The 15,047-nt window shown below is 64.8% G+C and carries 16 protein-coding genes and 1 pseudogene; 5 read left to right on the top strand and 12 right to left on the bottom strand.

Annotated elements, in window-relative coordinates:
- The first annotated feature begins 77 nt into the window (after positions 1 to 77).
- From MMB74_RS17990 to MMB74_RS18000, 3 genes are all read left to right on the top strand, one after another.
- Complete coding sequence (locus tag MMB74_RS17990; protein ID WP_277430011.1) at positions 78 to 581, top strand: DUF1178 family protein; 504 nt, start codon at positions 78 to 80, stop codon at positions 579 to 581.
- Between the two features lie 64 nt (positions 582 to 645).
- On the top strand, positions 646 to 1,116 hold the full coding sequence (locus MMB74_RS17995) for a MaoC family dehydratase (RefSeq protein WP_277430012.1): 471 nt from the start codon (positions 646 to 648) through the stop codon (positions 1,114 to 1,116).
- A complete protein-coding gene (locus tag MMB74_RS18000; protein ID WP_277430013.1) occupies positions 1,113 to 1,607 on the top strand; it encodes a MaoC family dehydratase in 495 nt (164 codons plus the stop codon). The genes MMB74_RS17995 and MMB74_RS18000 overlap by 4 nt, the downstream gene beginning before the upstream one ends.
- 167 nt (positions 1,608 to 1,774) lie before the next feature.
- Here MMB74_RS18000 and MMB74_RS18005 read toward each other — a convergent pair whose 3' ends face one another.
- From MMB74_RS18005 to MMB74_RS18040, 8 genes and pseudogenes are all read right to left on the bottom strand, one after another.
- The gene (locus tag MMB74_RS18005) at positions 1,775 to 2,467 is read right to left on the bottom strand and encodes a glutathione binding-like protein (protein WP_277430014.1); all 693 of its coding nucleotides are present in this window, start codon (positions 2,465 to 2,467) and stop codon (positions 1,775 to 1,777) included.
- Between the two features lie 186 nt (positions 2,468 to 2,653).
- Complete coding sequence (locus MMB74_RS18010; protein WP_277430015.1) at positions 2,654 to 3,880, bottom strand: acyl-CoA dehydrogenase family protein; 1,227 nt, start codon at positions 3,878 to 3,880, stop codon at positions 2,654 to 2,656.
- 97 nt (positions 3,881 to 3,977) lie between these two features.
- A complete protein-coding gene (locus MMB74_RS18015) occupies positions 3,978 to 5,093 on the bottom strand; it encodes a phosphotransferase (protein WP_277430016.1) in 1,116 nt (371 codons plus the stop codon).
- 99 nt (positions 5,094 to 5,192) lie between these two features.
- Positions 5,193 to 5,909: a histidine phosphatase family protein gene (locus tag MMB74_RS18020; protein ID WP_277430017.1), complete on the bottom strand. Its 717-nt coding sequence runs from the start codon at positions 5,907 to 5,909 to the stop codon at positions 5,193 to 5,195.
- 8 nt (positions 5,910 to 5,917) lie between these two features.
- Positions 5,918 to 6,706 (bottom strand): enoyl-CoA hydratase, encoded by a 789-nt coding sequence (locus tag MMB74_RS18025; protein WP_277430018.1) that lies wholly within the window; start codon positions 6,704 to 6,706, stop codon positions 5,918 to 5,920.
- Positions 6,707 to 6,852: 146 nt separating this feature from the next.
- A pseudogene (locus MMB74_RS18030) lies at positions 6,853 to 6,999 on the bottom strand (3-hydroxyacyl-CoA dehydrogenase NAD-binding domain-containing protein); the annotation flags it as partial.
- Between the two features lie 66 nt (positions 7,000 to 7,065).
- The gene (locus tag MMB74_RS18035; protein ID WP_277430019.1) at positions 7,066 to 8,244 is read right to left on the bottom strand and encodes a pyridoxal phosphate-dependent aminotransferase; all 1,179 of its coding nucleotides are present in this window, start codon (positions 8,242 to 8,244) and stop codon (positions 7,066 to 7,068) included.
- Between the two features lie 19 nt (positions 8,245 to 8,263).
- Positions 8,264 to 8,752, bottom strand: a complete 489-nt coding sequence (locus MMB74_RS18040; protein ID WP_277430020.1) for a putative toxin-antitoxin system toxin component, PIN family — start codon at positions 8,750 to 8,752, stop codon at positions 8,264 to 8,266.
- A gap of 57 nt (positions 8,753 to 8,809) precedes the next feature.
- On the opposite strand from MMB74_RS18040, the gene yaaA reads away from it, so the two are divergent.
- Both yaaA and MMB74_RS18050 read left to right on the top strand, forming a co-directional pair.
- On the top strand, positions 8,810 to 9,592 hold the full coding sequence (gene yaaA, locus MMB74_RS18045; protein ID WP_277430021.1) for a peroxide stress protein YaaA: 783 nt from the start codon (positions 8,810 to 8,812) through the stop codon (positions 9,590 to 9,592).
- Between the two features lie 29 nt (positions 9,593 to 9,621).
- Complete coding sequence (locus MMB74_RS18050) at positions 9,622 to 10,776, top strand: M14-type cytosolic carboxypeptidase (RefSeq protein ID WP_277430022.1); 1,155 nt, start codon at positions 9,622 to 9,624, stop codon at positions 10,774 to 10,776.
- Positions 10,777 to 10,807: 31 nt separating this feature from the next.
- Here MMB74_RS18050 and MMB74_RS18055 read toward each other — a convergent pair whose 3' ends face one another.
- The 4 genes from MMB74_RS18055 to MMB74_RS18070 form a co-directional block, all read right to left on the bottom strand.
- Positions 10,808 to 11,383 carry a hypothetical protein gene (locus MMB74_RS18055; protein ID WP_277430023.1) on the bottom strand — a complete coding sequence of 192 codons (576 nt, stop codon included), beginning with the start codon at positions 11,381 to 11,383 and terminating at the stop codon, positions 10,808 to 10,810.
- A 250-nt stretch (positions 11,384 to 11,633) separates the two neighbouring features.
- Positions 11,634 to 12,308: an energy-coupling factor ABC transporter permease gene (locus MMB74_RS18060; RefSeq protein ID WP_277430040.1), complete on the bottom strand. Its 675-nt coding sequence runs from the start codon at positions 12,306 to 12,308 to the stop codon at positions 11,634 to 11,636.
- A gap of 108 nt (positions 12,309 to 12,416) precedes the next feature.
- A complete protein-coding gene (locus MMB74_RS18065) occupies positions 12,417 to 13,304 on the bottom strand; it encodes a response regulator transcription factor (RefSeq protein WP_277430024.1) in 888 nt (295 codons plus the stop codon).
- Between the two features lie 193 nt (positions 13,305 to 13,497).
- Positions 13,498 to 14,703 (bottom strand): DUF2863 family protein, encoded by a 1,206-nt coding sequence (locus MMB74_RS18070; RefSeq protein ID WP_277430025.1) that lies wholly within the window; start codon positions 14,701 to 14,703, stop codon positions 13,498 to 13,500.
- Positions 14,704 to 15,047 lie beyond the last annotated feature (344 nt).

Genomic DNA, 15,047 nt, shown 5'->3' on the forward strand with positions numbered 1-15,047 from the left:
GCGGCGGGGCGAACGATCGTTCGCCCCAATTGCGCTACACTTACGCGCACATTCGTCGCATCCGGCTCGTATCAAGCATGAAGGTTCTCGATCTGCAGTGTCCGCATGGTCATCGGTTCGAAGGCTGGTTCGCCTCCGCCGACGACTTCGAATCTCAGTTGTCGCGCAAGTTGATCGCATGCCCGGTCTGCACGGCCACGGAGGTGAGTCGCATGCCGTCCGCGCCGCGCCTGAATTTATCGGGTGCGACGAGGCCGCGGCAGGACTTGGCGCACTCGCGCGATGCGCAGCAGGCGGCGGGCGAGGGCGCGAGCGAGCCGGCGGCCGCGTCAGGCGGCGCCGCCGAGCAGGTGCGCGAGTTCGAGGCGATGGCGTTGCGCATGCTGCGCGAGGTCGTGGGCAAGGCCGAGAACGTAGGCGATCGCTTCGCGGAAGAGGCGCGGCGCATTCATTACAACGAAGCGCCGGCGCGCAGCATTCGCGGCGTCACGACGCCGGAGGACGCTCGGGCGCTGGTCGACGAGGGCATCGACGTCATGGCGCTGCCTAGCGTTTGCGTGCCGAAAGAGTCGCTGCAGTAGCGGCCGCTTCAGCAAAACGCCGGGCACAGGCCATCGGCAGCCCGACACCGGAGGGAAGCGCAGGATGGGGTTTTGCTACGAAGATTGGCAAGTCGGTTCACGCATCGAAGTGGGCGTGCACACCTTTACGACCGAGGAAATCGTCGCATTCGCGGAGCAATTCGATCCGCAGCCGTTTCACATCGATGACGACGCCGCGCGAGCGTCTGCGTTCGGCGGCTTGATCGCGAGCGGTTGGCATACCTGCTCCGTCATGATGGGCATGCTGGTGCGCAATGTCTTGCAGGGGTCATCTTCCCTTGGCTCTCCCGGCATCGACGAAATTTGCTGGCTGCGCCCCGTGCGGCCCGGCGATACGCTGCGCATGTACAACTCGGTGCTGGCAAAGCGCGTGTCTGCCAGCCGGCCCGATCGCGGGATCATCACCACGCAGTGGGCAGGCGTCAATCAAGCGGATGAGACGGTCATTACCGTGCGCTCGAACGTGATGTTCGGGTTGCGGCATCCGCAAGGCTCGGATCCGGCGGCGGTATGACGGGCGCAGCGTTGTCCGCGACCAAAGCTCGCATACCGTCGCGTATCACCGATGCGGCCGCGCTGCGCGCGTGCGTGGGTGGTGAGCCGCTCGTCGGCGAATGGATCGAGATCGACCAGGCGCGCGTTGACCGGTTCGCCGATGCCACAGGCGATCATCAATGGATTCATGTCGATGCCGAACGCGCGCGCCGAGAATCGCCGTTTGGCGGCCCGATCGCGCATGGGTTCTTGACGCTCTCGCTCATTCCGTCGCAACTCGTGCAGGTCGTGCAGATCGAGCAGCGGATGGGCGTGAACTACGGGCTCAATCGCGTGCGCTTCCCAGCGCCGGTCCCGATCGGCGCCCGCCTGCGCGCCTCATTCGTCGTTGCGGAAGTAGCTGACCTGCCTGACGGGGCCCTGCAGGTCGTGTGGGATGTGACCGTCGAAATCGATGGGAGCACCAAGCCCGCGTGCGTCGCGCAATTCGTTACGCGGCATTATTTCTGATCGAGCCGATCGAGCCGATCGAGCCGATCGAGCCGAGTGACGCGCATCGACCGGTCGCAATTCGTCATCGCGCGGCGCCACCGTCAGCATTGAGCCGACGCTTGCGCGGCTGCGCGGGCTTTCGAAGGACGCTAGCGTTGCCCCGCACGCGATCTCGACGAGGAACGTCAGTGCTTGGCGTACTGCGTCGCCCCGAACAGAATGTCCCTGGCCTTGTCGTCGGTCAGCGCGCGCCGCGCCGACGCGAGCACTTCGACACCGCGTTGCACCGCCGGCCGCGCGGCAATCGCCTCATGCCAGCGTTTGACGTTCGGGAAATCCGCCAAGTCGATGCCCTGGTTTTGCCACGAGCGTGTCCACGGAAAGGCCGCGATATCGGCGATGGTGTAATCGGCGCCGGCCAGGTAGGCCGTTTTGCCTAGCTGCGTATCCATCACGCCGTACAAACGCTTCGCCTCGTTCGTATAGCGATTCACGGCGTACTCGATCTGCTGCGGCGCATAGATGCGGAAATGGTGCGTCTGGCCGAGCATCGGGCCGAGCCCGCCCATCTGGAACATGAGCCATTGCAGCGTGGCGTACCGGGCCGCGGGATCGGCCGGCAAGAACTTGCCCGTTTTCTCGGCTAGATAAATCAGAATGGCGCCCGATTCGAACAAGGAAATCGGCGCGCCGCCCGGGCCATCGGAATCCACGACCGCAGGAATCTTGTTGTTCGGACTGATCGCGAGAAACTCCGGCTTGAATTGATCGCCCGCGCCGATGTCGATCGGATGAACGCGGTACTCGAGGCCGGTTTCCTCGAGCATGATGTGAATTTTGTGGCCGTTCGGCGTGGCCCAGCTGTAGACGTCGATCATCGCTGCTCCTCATACGGGGGCCGGCGCCGCGACGGGCGACGCCGATGCTCGCGCAAATTAGCACGGATGGATCGGTCTCGCTGAGGGCTCCACAAGCCCCTGTCCGCTGCGCGGTTATGCGGTGGCCGGTCCGAGCTGTTGGCATGCGTCCCCGCCGCCGCTGGCGCGAGGCCGACTTGGAATCCTTCAGCCCGCCGTCACCGCATGCCGCGCCAACTCTAGCTTGGCGATCGCATTGCGATGCACTTCGTCGGGGCCGTCCGCAAATCGCAACGTCCGCGCGCAGGTGTAGGCATAGGCGAGCGGGAAGTCGTCGCACATGCCGCCGCCGCCGTGCGCTTGGATCGCCCAGTCGATGACTTGGCAGGCCATGTTCGGCGCCACCACTTTGATCATGGCGATCTCGCCGCGCGCGCCCTTGTTGCCGACCGTATCCATCATGTAGGCCGTTTTCAGCGTAAGCAGCCTCGCTTGCTCGATCATGCAACGCGCTTGCGCGATGCGTTCCTGGGTCACGGTCTGCGCCGCAACGGGCTTGCCGAAGGCAATGCGCGCCGCGGTGCGCTTGCACATGAGCTCGAGCGCGCGCTCCGCAAGGCCGACGAGCCGCATGCAATGATGGATGCGCCCCGGCCCCAACCGTCCCTGCGCGATTTCAAAACCGCGGCCTTCGCCGAGCAGGATGTTCGATGCGGGCACGCGCACGTTTTCGAGCGTGATATCCATATGGCCGTGTGGCGCATCGTCGTATCCGAACACGCTGAGCGGGCGATGCACGGTCACGCCCGGCGCGCCGGCCGGCACGAGGATCATCGACTGCTGCGTATGCTTGGGCGCATTCGGGTCGGTCTTTCCCATGACGATGTAGACCTCGCAGCGCGGATCGCCCGCACCCGAGGACCACCACTTGCGGCCGTTGATCACGTAGGAATCGCCGTCGCGCTCGATGCGCGTCTCGATGTTGGTCGCATCCGAGGATGCGACCTCCGGCTCGGTCATCAAGAACGCCGAGCGGATCTTGCCTTCGAGCAGCGGCTCTAGCCACGCGCGCTTCTGTTCCTCGGAGCCGTAGCGTTCAAGGGTTTCCATGTTGCCGGTATCGGGCGCGTTGCAATTGAATACTTCGGGCGCCCAAGGCACGCGGCCCATGATCTCGGCAAGCGGGGCGTATTCGAGGTTCGTGAGTCCCGCGCCGCGCGCCGAATCGGGCAAGAACAGATTCCAAAGCCCCACGTCGCGCGCGCGGGACTTCAACGTTTGGACGAGTTCAGTTGGCACCCAAGCATTGCCCGCGGCGCGGTTGCGCGCGACTTCGTCGAGAAAGGCGCGTTCGTTCGGGTAGATGTGCGCCTCGAAAAATTCGAGCAGCCTCGCGCGGAGTGCTTGAACCTTCGGCGTGTAATCGAAATTCATGATGGCCTCGCAGTGTTGGCGGCGTCGTTGCCGATGCGCCCGCCATGACCGTTACCTGAGTATTCGGGTGCGCGCTGGGCTGCGCAAATCGCTATGACTATCGCACTTTCTGAGCGTACGACCAGGCTAGTTCGGCCATGGGCCGCGCCCGCCGGCCCGCATCGAGCGCCTGCGCGCTCGCGGCGGTGCCGACCGTTACCCGTTTCATGATTCCCTGCAAGATCGCGGCGATCCGAAACATGTTGAAGGCAAGGTAGAAATTCCAATCGCCGCGAATCGAAAAACCCGTGCGCTCGCAGTAGCGCTGCACGTAGCTGCGTTCGTCGGGAATGCCGAGCGCTGCCCAATCCAGGCCCGCAATGCCGCGAAACTGAACCGGATCGACGTGCCAGGCCATGCAGTGATAGGCGAAGTCGACGATCGGATCGCCAAGCGTCGACAGCTCCCAATCGAGCACCGCGAGAATGCGCGGCTCGCTCGGATGGAAGATCAGGTTGTCGAGACGATAATCGCCGTGGACGATCGCCGCGCGTGCGGGCGCGCCGGCCTCGGCAGGCGGCATGTGCTCGGGCAGCCAGGCGATCAGGCGCCGCATCGCGTCGATGGGTTCGGTTTCGGACGCCTCGTACTGCTTGCTCCAACGCGCGATTTGGCGTGCGAGGTAGTGGCCCGGCTTGCCGAACTCGGCAAGGCCGACCGATGCCGGGTCGAGCGTATGCAGCGCGGCAATGACGCGATTCGTTTCGTCGTAGATCGCCCCGCGCTGCGCGCTCGTCATGCCGGGCAACGATGGGTCCCACAACACGCGGCCCTCGACGTACTCCATCACATAGAACGCGCGGCCGATCACGGCTTCGTCTTCGCAGAGCGCGAGCATGTCGGCGACGGGCACGGCGGTGCGCGACAGCGCGTGCATCACCCGATACTCGCGTTCGATCGCATGGGCGGAGGGCAGCAATTTTGCGGCGGGGCCCGGTTTCGCGCGCATGACGTAGCTGCGCGAAGGCGTCACGAGTTTGAAAGTCGGGTTCGATTGCCCGCCGGCGAATTGCTCGATGGCGAGCGGCCCTGCGAATCCGTCCAGGTGCTCGCCCAGCCAAGCGGCGAGCGCGCCCGTGTCGAAGCGTTGCTGCTCGGCCACGGCGCGCGTGCCGACGAAAGCCGAATAGTCTTGGTCTTCGTTCGATCCGGCTGCCGACTCGTTCGTTGCCATGTCGCGACTCCCGTTAAGCGTGAGGTCGATGATCGTTGCCGACGCTCGATGGCGGCTGGCGACGGCTCCTGCGATCGTCAGCCGAAATCGAGCGATATGTCAGGTTCGGCGATAGCGCAAGTACTGCGAATAGAGCATTTCCAACGTGGTATGACGTACGTCTCGAAAAAGTGGCGTCGGTGGCGAATAGTTCAGCATGCGCACGACCCAGTCGCCCGGTTCGGTGCCGACGTCGAGCGCGTTGATGCAGCCCGTTGCCTGCGCCAGATGTCCGAAGAATGCGCGCCCGCCAGCGGTGATCGCATGCGAGAGCAGGGCGCGATTCACGCCCCCATGCAAGACGAGCAGCACCGTTTCCCACGACGGATCTTCGCGCAAGCGCGCGAGCGGCGGCAAGGTGCGGTCGAGCAATTCGCCGATCGTCTCGCCGCCGAGAAAGCGCGTCGTCTCGGCCACGACGCCGTCGAATGCGCCAAGAAACGCCGCCTCGATTCGATCGGGCGGCAGATCGGCCAATCGCCCCGCACGGATTTCTTGCCACTCGGGCCACACTTCCAGCTCGATGTGCTGCCCTATGGCGGCGAGCACCTGCTGCGCCGTTTGCACGGTGCGGGGCAAGCCGCTCACGATGACACGATCGAGGCGCACGCCGTCGGCCGCGAACGCCGCGCCCGCTGAGCGCGCTTGCGTCAAGCCGTGTGTATTGAGCGGCACCGTTTCGGGATCGATCGCGCGGCCGCTGTCGTCGAAGTAGGTCACGTCGCCGTGCCGCATGAGAAAAATGCGCCGGCGCGCGGGGAGCTCGAATGCCGTCATGAGTGCCCCTAGCGATAGTGGGCGGGGCGCTTTTCGAGGAAGGCCGTGATGCCTTCGAGCGCATCCGCATGGTGGAGCGCGGCGACGAATTCGTCGCGCTCGGCCGTCAAATGATCGGCAAGGGAGCGACCGCCGGCGGCGGCGGCGAGCGCTTTGATACTGGCCTGCGCGTTTGGCGAGCCGCGCCCGAGTTCGTCTGCCCAAGCAATGGCCGCGTCGCGCAGTTGCGCCGTTTTGGCGAGCCGATTGACGACGCCGAGCGCGTGCAGCCGGTCGGCGGAGACGGGCTTGCCTTCGAGCAGGATTTCCGTCGCCAATGCGCGCGGCAGCGCTTGCGCGAGGAACCACGAACCGCCGCCATCCGGAGTGAGGCCCACACGGGCGTACGACATGACGAACTTCGCGTCGTCCGCGGCGATAATCAAATCGCAGGCGAGCGCCAGCGAAAATCCGGCGCCGGCCGCTGCGCCTGCCACAGCGGCAATCACGGGCTTGGTCGATGTGCGCAACGCAAGGATCCATTGTGCGAGCAAATCGATGCTTTGCGCTTGCACGGCAGGCGCTTTCGCGCGGTTCTCCAGCAGGCGGTTCAGGTTGCCGCCCGCGCAAAAGAAATCGTCGGCGCCCGTGAGCACCACGGCGCGGATCGACGGGTCGCGTTCAGCCGTTTCGAGCGCCTGAATGCCCGCCGCGTACATGTCCGGATGCAGGGCGTTGCGCGCCCCGGGGTTGGACAACGTCAACACGAGAGTCGACTCGCTCTCGGGCGGTCGAGATGCCAATAGTTCGGCGCTCATGAATACATGTCTCCTTGGTTCTGTCGATTGGATTCGATCGGATTCGGTTCGGTTATGGGCCGCAGCGCCGCATTGATACCGAAGGCGGCGCTGCCCGTCTTCTCATGGCAGATCGGCCGCGTCGGGTTGCGTCAGCGAGAGTCCGAGTTGCGCGCGGCGCGCACCGCTTGCGCATCGGCGTCGAACAGCCGCACGTCGAGCCCCGCCAATGCGGCGATTTGCGCAATGCCGCGTCCCATGGCTCCGGCGCCGACAATGCAGAGCGTGCTAATCGAATCGAAGTCTGAGTCCATCGTCGCCGTCCGCTGCTAGGTTGAAGGATGCGCAGGCCAGAGGGCCGGCCCGCGCATCGCCATTGCTCAAAGACGCGCGAGCCGCTCGAGCGCGGTCGCGAGCGTGGCCTCGCGTTTGGCGAAGCAAAACCGTACGACGCCCGATTCGTGCGCTTCGTGATAGAACGCCGAGACCGGAATGGCCGCGACGCCGATTTCGGTGGTCAGCCACTTCGAGAACTCGGCTTCGGGCAGATCGCTGATGGCCGAATAGTCGACGCATTGGAAGTAGGTGCCTTCGCAGGGCAGCAGCTTGAAGCGCGTGCCGGCCAGCCCGGCGCGGAAGAAGTCGCGTTTGTTCTGGTAGAACGCGGGCAGCTCGAGGTAAGGCGCGGGATCGGACAGATAGTTGGCGAGGCCCGCCTGCATCGGGGTGTTCACGGTGAAGACGTTGAACTGATGGACCTTGCGGAACTCGGCGGTCAGCGCGGCGGGCGCCGCCACATAGCCGACCTTCCAACCCGTGACATGAAAGGTCTTGCCGAAGCTCGAGACGACGAAGCTGCGCCGGGCGAGCTCGGGATAACGCGCGACGCTCTCGTGCGGCGCGCCGTCATAGACCATGTGCTCGTAGACTTCGTCGGAAAGGATCAACGCGTTCGTTGCGCGCACGATCTCTTCCAAGCGGCGCATGTCGGCGGCGTGCCAGACGGTGCCGCTCGGGTTGTGCGGCGTGTTGATCAGCAACAGCCGCGTGCGCGGTGTGATCGCGCTTGCGAGCCGATCGAAATCGATCGCGTAATCGGGCGCCTCGAGCGTGACGAATACGGGCTTGCCGCCGGCCAGCTCGATCGAGGGAACGTAGCTGTCGTAAGTCGGTTCGAGCACGACGACTTCGTCGCCCGGATGCACGGTGGCGAGGATCGTCGTCAATAGCGCCTGCGTTGCGCCGGCGGTGACCGTGATCTCCGTCTGCGGATCGTACGCGCGGCCGTGGATCGCCTCGATCTTGCGCGCGATGGCCTCGCGCAGGGGCGCGACGCCGGCCATCGGCGGGTACTGATTGTGACCGTCGCGCATCGCGCGCGAGACCGATTCGACGATGCGCGGGTCGCAGTCGAAATCGGGAAAACCCTGGCCGAGATTGACGGCGCCGCGCTCGGCGGCGAGGGCGCTCATGACCGTGAAGATCGTCGTGCCCACGTTGGGCAGGCGCGAGGCGAGCGCGAAAGGCGGTTGGTTCGTCGGTTCGTTCGGTGCGTTCATCGTGCGATCGGAGTCAACGTCAAGCGATGGCGGTGGCAACGGGAAGACACGCCGCCGTGAACGGCGCGGGCTCGGCGATCCGGATCCCGAAATCGCGCGTCATGCGTTTGGCTAGCTTGAGCAGCGCCCGATCTTTGGAGACGAGCCATTCGGCCTTCGCGGCGAAAGCGAGTTCGAGGAACTTTTGATCGTCGCGATCCTTGCATTTGGGCAATGCTACCGCGCCGGCAGCATCTTGAGGCGGCGCCGCCGTGGATAGGCGCGCCACGGCAGCCAGCGCGGCTGCCTTGTCCACGGCGCGCGAGACGAACTGCGGATAGTCGAGCACGTGCGCGAGTTCTGCCAGGCACCGGGAGTCGATCACGGCCTGCAGCGCGCCGCGCTCCAGGGCGTCGCGAATCGGGCGTGTCGCGGCATCGTCGAACACGAGAATGTCGATCCAAACGTTCGAATCGAGCACTACGCGCGGCGAAATGGATGGACCTTCTTCGGCATCTGTATAGGGCATTCGCTACAATCTGGCTTTTCGTCTTTACCGCTCGGCACGGCGTGCCGGCGAGCCTCCATGATAATTGTTTTGTCTCCAGCCAAGTCGCTCGACTACGAGACCCCGCCACACGTCGCAAAACACACGATTCCCGATTTCGTCGACGATGCGGCCCAACTGATCGACCAATTGCGCCGCTATTCGCCGCAGCACATCGCATCGCTGATGGATATCTCGGACGCGCTCGCGCATTTGAACTTTCAGCGCTATGCCGATTGGTCGCGCGAGTTCAGTCTGGACAATGCCAAGCAGGCCGTGCTCGCGTTCAACGGCGATGTCTACGAAGGGTTCGACGCGAAAACGCTTTCGGCCGCCGATCTCGACTACGCTCAGCGGCACGTACGGGTCCTGTCGGGTCTGTACGGCGTGCTGCGCCCGCTCGATCTGTTGCAGCCGTACCGCCTCGAAATGGGTACGCGCCTGCCGAACCCGCGGGGAAAGGACCTCTACGCATTTTGGGGCGAGCGCATCGCCGACGCGCTCAATGCGCAATTGCGCCGCAACAAGGGCGGGGCGCGCGTGATCGTCAATTGCGCTTCGACCGAGTATTTCAAATCGGTGCGGCGCAAGCGGCTCGAAGCGCCGGTCGTGACGCCCGTGTTCGAGGATTGGAAGGGCGGGCGCTACAAAATCATCAGCTTTTACGCGAAGCGGGCGCGCGGCCTGATGGCGCGATACGTCGTCGAGCAGCGGATCGACTCGCCCGAGAAGTTGAAGGACTTCGCGGTCGATGGCTACGCATTCGACGCCGCCGCCTCGAACGATTCGACCTTCGTGTTTCGCCGCCGCATCGCCGACTGACGCAGCGTCCTCTTTTCCAAGGAACTTCGATGAGCCTTTCGATCACCAGCAACTTCGACTCGGGCGCGATCGAAGTCGTATCGTGCGAGACGGCGGACGACATCCGGCTGCGCATTCGTGCCGACAACCGCGCCGCGTTCGCGCAGTGGTTCTACTTTCGCTTATCGGGCGCGCGCGGGCAGCGTTGCGTGATGACATTCGAGAACGCCGCGCAGTGTGCTTTCGCACAGGGCTGGCACGGCTATCGAGCGACGGCGAGCTACGACGGTGTCAACTGGTTTCGCGTGCCGACCTCATACGACGGACAGAAACTGACGATCGATCACACCCCCGAATTCGATTCGATTTACTACGCGTATTTCGAGCCGTATAGCGAAGAGCGCCACGCGCAGTTTCTCGGCGCCGTGCAGCAAATGCCGCAGGCGACGCTCGTCGAGATCGGACGCACCGTCGAGAATCGGCCGATGTCGTTGCTCGTGCTGGGCACGCCGGAGACCGAAGGGCGCGCGAAGAAGAAGGTGTGGATCATCGCGCGCCAGCATCCAGGCGAGACGATGGCCGAATGGTTCGTGGAGGGGCTCGTCAAGCGCCTGGCGGGCTGGGGCGATTGGGCTGGCGACGCGCTCGCGCGCAAGCTCTACGAACATGCCGTGTTCTACATCGTGCCGAACATGAACCCCGACGGCAGCGTGCACGGCAATTTGCGCACGAACGCGATGGGGGCGAATCTGAACCGCGAATGGCTCGAACCTGACGCAGCGCGCAGCCCCGAAGTGCTGTGCGTGCGCAACGCGATTCACGCCAACGGCTGCGACTTGTTTTTCGACATTCACGGGGACGAAGCGTTGCCCTATGTGTTCGTCGCGGGTAGCGAAATGCTGCCGAGCTTCACCGAGAGCCAATTGCAAGAGCAGCGCGCCTTTATCGAGGCGTTCAAGCAAGCGAGCCCCGACTTCCAGGATGTCTACGGATACGAGGCGGCGAAGTACCAAGAAGATGCACTGAAGCTTGCCTCTAAGTACATCGGCCACACCTTCGGGTGTTTGTCGTTGACGCTCGAAATGCCCTTCAAGGACAACGCGAACTTGCCCGACGAGCGCGTTGGTTGGAATGGCGAGCGCAGCGCGGCCCTGGGTGCGGCAATGCTGAGTGCGGTGCTGCGCCAGATCGAAACGTTCGGATGAGTGTTGCGCGGGGTTGCCGCGCAACACCCGATCAGTGCTTCGCCGAGGCCTTGGACGACGATTTCTTGCGACTCGTCGAATGCTTGATGGCGCTTTTGCCCGTGTGGCGGCCTTTGCCTTTCTTGGTCGAGCGTTCTTTGTGAGGCTTGAGCGCCGGCACGGGATCGTTCCAACTGAAGGCGAGCATCTGCGTGCCAACGTAGCCGCATCGAAACTTCAGCGGATAGGGTTCGTGCTGGGTGTTGCGCGCGATGCCCTGCCCTTCGACCGTGACGACGTTCTCGACCGTCACGCGCTGCTTGCCTTCATCGAACGGCTGATTCCACGGCGTGATGGCGGCGTGGGCCGAGTTGAACGCTGCCGGCGGGAAGTCCACGTGATCGATGACGGTCGACGTGCTCGCGACGAAGTTGCCATGGGCCGCGCAGTCCGCGACGAGCGGATCCGCATGCATGTCGTTGACGAAGTGGGCGATCATCTCGTTGCGCTGATCGATGAGATCCGCGCGGGCTTCGCTTGCCGCGAGAAGCGGCAGTATGAATGCCGCGCAGGCCGTCAGCCGGCGCGCGAACTGACGCACGCGGCGTGAAATCGTGTAGCTATCCATCCGATAAGCACTATTGAGACACAGGCACGTAAGATGCCCCACTCGCAGACGGAGTTCAATGTCGAGATGAATAAATTTTGACAATTGGGCGGGCGGGCATCGCTTGCGGCGCAGCCCGGGGTGTTTCTGGTGCACGAGTGCGACATGGGCCGATGCGCCCGCCGCGTTTCGAAGGGATCTTCGGGATTGGCCTCGGTCCTGGGATCGGTGTCGGTCAGCATCCCGGCTGCGGCGTGCACGTCGGAACGCTTCAAGTGCGGGGACCGCCGAGCCGGTAGCGGCGCACGTCGTTCGTCGTCACCCATGTAGGTTTGTAGACGGCGATGAGCGCAGTGGACATCCCTGTGAACCATGCCTCGCCCGCGGCCAGCAGAAACACGCTGAAGGCGTAGCCGACGGGTACGACGGCCGATGAGCCGTCCGCGAGCGCGATATGCGTCGCGGCGGCCGCAACCCCCGCGACCGTGACGGCGATCGCCGGAGAGACGAAGCCTTGAGCGCAGATGAACGCGAACAAGTTGCGCGGCAGCCACGCGGTGCAGGCGCGTTGCAACAAGGCGGAGACGCCGACCGGCATCGCGCCGTAGATGAGAAACGTCAGTGCGACACCGTGCCACGCCGCATCGAATACGAGGGCCGCGACGCCCGATACGAGCGCCATGGCGACGAGCGCCAGCGCCCAGTCGAACAGCGTCACTAGCAAGGTGGCGCCGAGCAGGTGCATGACCGGACCGTCATCGAGCCAGGCGTTGGTGGCCCATAGCACCGAAATGGCCACGATGATCGCGAGCCAGACATGCTGCAGGGTGCCGTCCTGCAAACGCCGGAACGGCCGCTGTAGAAGAGCGAGCGTGAGCACGAGCGCGGCGATGGCCCAGCCACCGACGGAGACCCAGAGCGGAAGCGGCGTATACAGGAAGCCCATGGCGTCCATATTACTCGTTGGGCTGCGAAAGGTGGGAGCCTCGTGCGAGCATATCGCGGCTCCCTCACTTCACGTTATAGCAAGCGCCGCGCCGATACGCTCGGCGGCTCAATTGGCTGGGGGCGCTGCCCCACCGAACGGCACGTCGGGCTCGGCGGCTAGCGGCAGGTCGATCGCGCTGTCGCGCCGCGACAATGGATATTTGAACGCCGGCGCCCGACGCAGCGGCACGGGACCGCCTTTGCCGAGGACGGGCTTCGGTGTGCCGCGTCCTTCGCGGCGCAGCACCTCGAGTTGGGGGGTGAGCCAGCCGTTGTAGATGGCCACGGCGGCGGCGCGGTTCGGTGCGCCCAACTGTTGGAATATGCTCGCCAGGTGGATCTTGACGGTGCCCTCGCTGATGCCGAGCGTGCGCGCGATCATTTTGTTGGTGCTGCCCATATGAACGCAGCGCATGATTTGCTCTTGACGCGGCGACAGCGCCACCGAGAAGCGTTTGCGCCGGGGCGCGTCGCCGCTCAATTCGCGCCGCGGCGAGACCGCCGGGACCGTGGCGACGGCGCGCACGGCCGGGACGCTGGCGGCGGGAACGGGCGCGGCTGGGCTGCGCGCACCCTCGGCGAGAAACGGGGCGTAGTGTCCTCCTGCGAGCACGAGTTCGAGCAGACGGACGATCAACAGCGGATTGGTCGTGCGCGGAATGACGCCGTGCACGCCCGCATCGACGAGGGCCCGCACACGGGAAGGCGAGATGTCGTCGACGAATGCGGCGACCCGCAAGCCTGGGTACTCGGCCTGCAACGCGCGCACCGAACCGAGCCGCATCGGATCTTGCCAGTCGACGACGATGAGCTCGGGCGGCAAACGCCGCATCGCGCGGCTGGCCTGCGCCCAGTCGCGCGCTTCGCAAAACCGGGCGTGCCGGTCGATCTGCCGCAAAAGCGCTTTGAGTCCTTCGCGCCGCTCGGCTTCCGAACTGAGAACTGCGAACCGCATGTTTTTGCCTCCTTTTGATCGGTACGGATGGCGCCGTGACCGACCTCCGGAAACTGGCCTGCCGCCACGATGCGCCGCTGCGCAATCATGACAAATTCCTTACGTTGGGGCGGCTAGCCGGATGGCATAGGACGGCTCTGCCGCCGCCCTGTGCGGCGACGGCGAGACCGGCGGCAGGAGGGCGAATGCGGGCTTAGTGGAAGTGCGGTTGGGCGGGTTCGGCGTCCTCGGGCATCTCGGCGTGAACGATTTCGCCGAGGGGATCCGCATAGAGCGGGACGCCGCAGTCATCGCAATATTCGGGTTCGAACCGTCCCGCGTGGCGGCGCACATCGGTGACGCCGGCTTCCTTGAGCAGCGCGATGATTTCGTCGAGCGGACCGCCCGTGTCTTCCGCTTCCTCATCGATGGCAAGTTCGCCGTTCTCGCGGCCATAGAGCGGCCAGACGACGCCGTAGATCACGTCGTTGCTGCCGCGGCGCGTGAAGCCGACGCGGTACTCGTCGATGCGTCGCTCGCCGAAGCCGGCGACGACGGCACGCAAGTCTTGCGGCGTGGCGCCGATCGTGTCGAACAGATAGCGAATGGCCGTGCGCACGGTGTGCGGCCGCACGCGTTCGTCAGCATCGCGGCAGGCCGAATAGTAGGCGTCGGGCAGCAGGCATTCGAATTCGCAGCCCGGCAGAACCTGCGCCAGGTTGGCGCCGCCCTGGGTCGCCCATTGCTCGAGGCATTGGCCGCGCTCGATGCGCGCGCCGTTTTCCTCTTCTTGCCAGCGAAAGAGCGGGGCGCCGACGGGGGCCGCGACCACGGCCAGCAGAAAGCGCGGATCGGCCAGGATCGGCGAGGTTTCGGGCAGATCGCCAAAGTTCATCTTCGCCGCGGCGCCGGTGACCGCGGCCTGGATCAATTGCTGGGCGAGGCGATAGGTTTCGACGTGATGGCGCGGCAATTGGTCGATGCTGTAGAGGAAGGGCGCGAGCGCAACGCGCGCCTCGCCCGCCAGCACGTGTGCGTGCAGATGAGCGCGCAACGCTTCGACGGCATCGCCCTTGAGCGGACCGGAGGGGATCATGTAGCGCGTCCAGGCCAAGACGGGGGCCGCGATCAACAGCGCTTCGTAGGAGGTGCCCTCGTGCTCGACGATGAACGACTCGCTGTGCGTTTCCGCCATATCGGCGAGTGCGCCGTACGCGTCGGGATGATTTTGTTGCAGATGGTCGAGCGCCGCGTCGAGCGTCGTCTGGTTCCCGTTGCGGACGATTTTCGCGAGCAGCGTGTCGAGCTTTGCTTCCCAGAAGCGATCTTCGATGCGGCTGCCCGATGCGAACAGTGCAAGGGAAAGGCCGACGAGCTTGTCGGCGTCGGGCGGAAGGCGTTTGGCGATTCGCGAGCGCATATAGGCTGACTTGGTTGGATTCGATGAACCCTCCATTCTAGTCGCATCCGCCGCACAGTAAGCCGAGCTGTGCGTTGACCTGCGCCGGGGATACTGGAAGCGTGGCGCGCGGCCTTCGAGGGTTCCGCTTTCACATTGCTGCAATTCAATTCAATTGCATCCGCGCGGCGCCCGAAATGGTCGCTACGCGGCCGCTCGAAATTTCGCTTGCGGCGCGTTCGGAACGCGCCTAGAATCACGCCCTTTCGCGCAGTCAGTGCGACTGTGCGAAGGGAAGCGGGGCCTTACGGCGAGCGGGTTTGCGCCGGGGGTGAAAGGCGGAGGGGCGGCGGCGGTTCGATAGC

The organism is Trinickia sp. Y13 (assembly GCF_029522115.1).
Lineage (GTDB): Bacteria > Pseudomonadota > Gammaproteobacteria > Burkholderiales > Burkholderiaceae > Trinickia.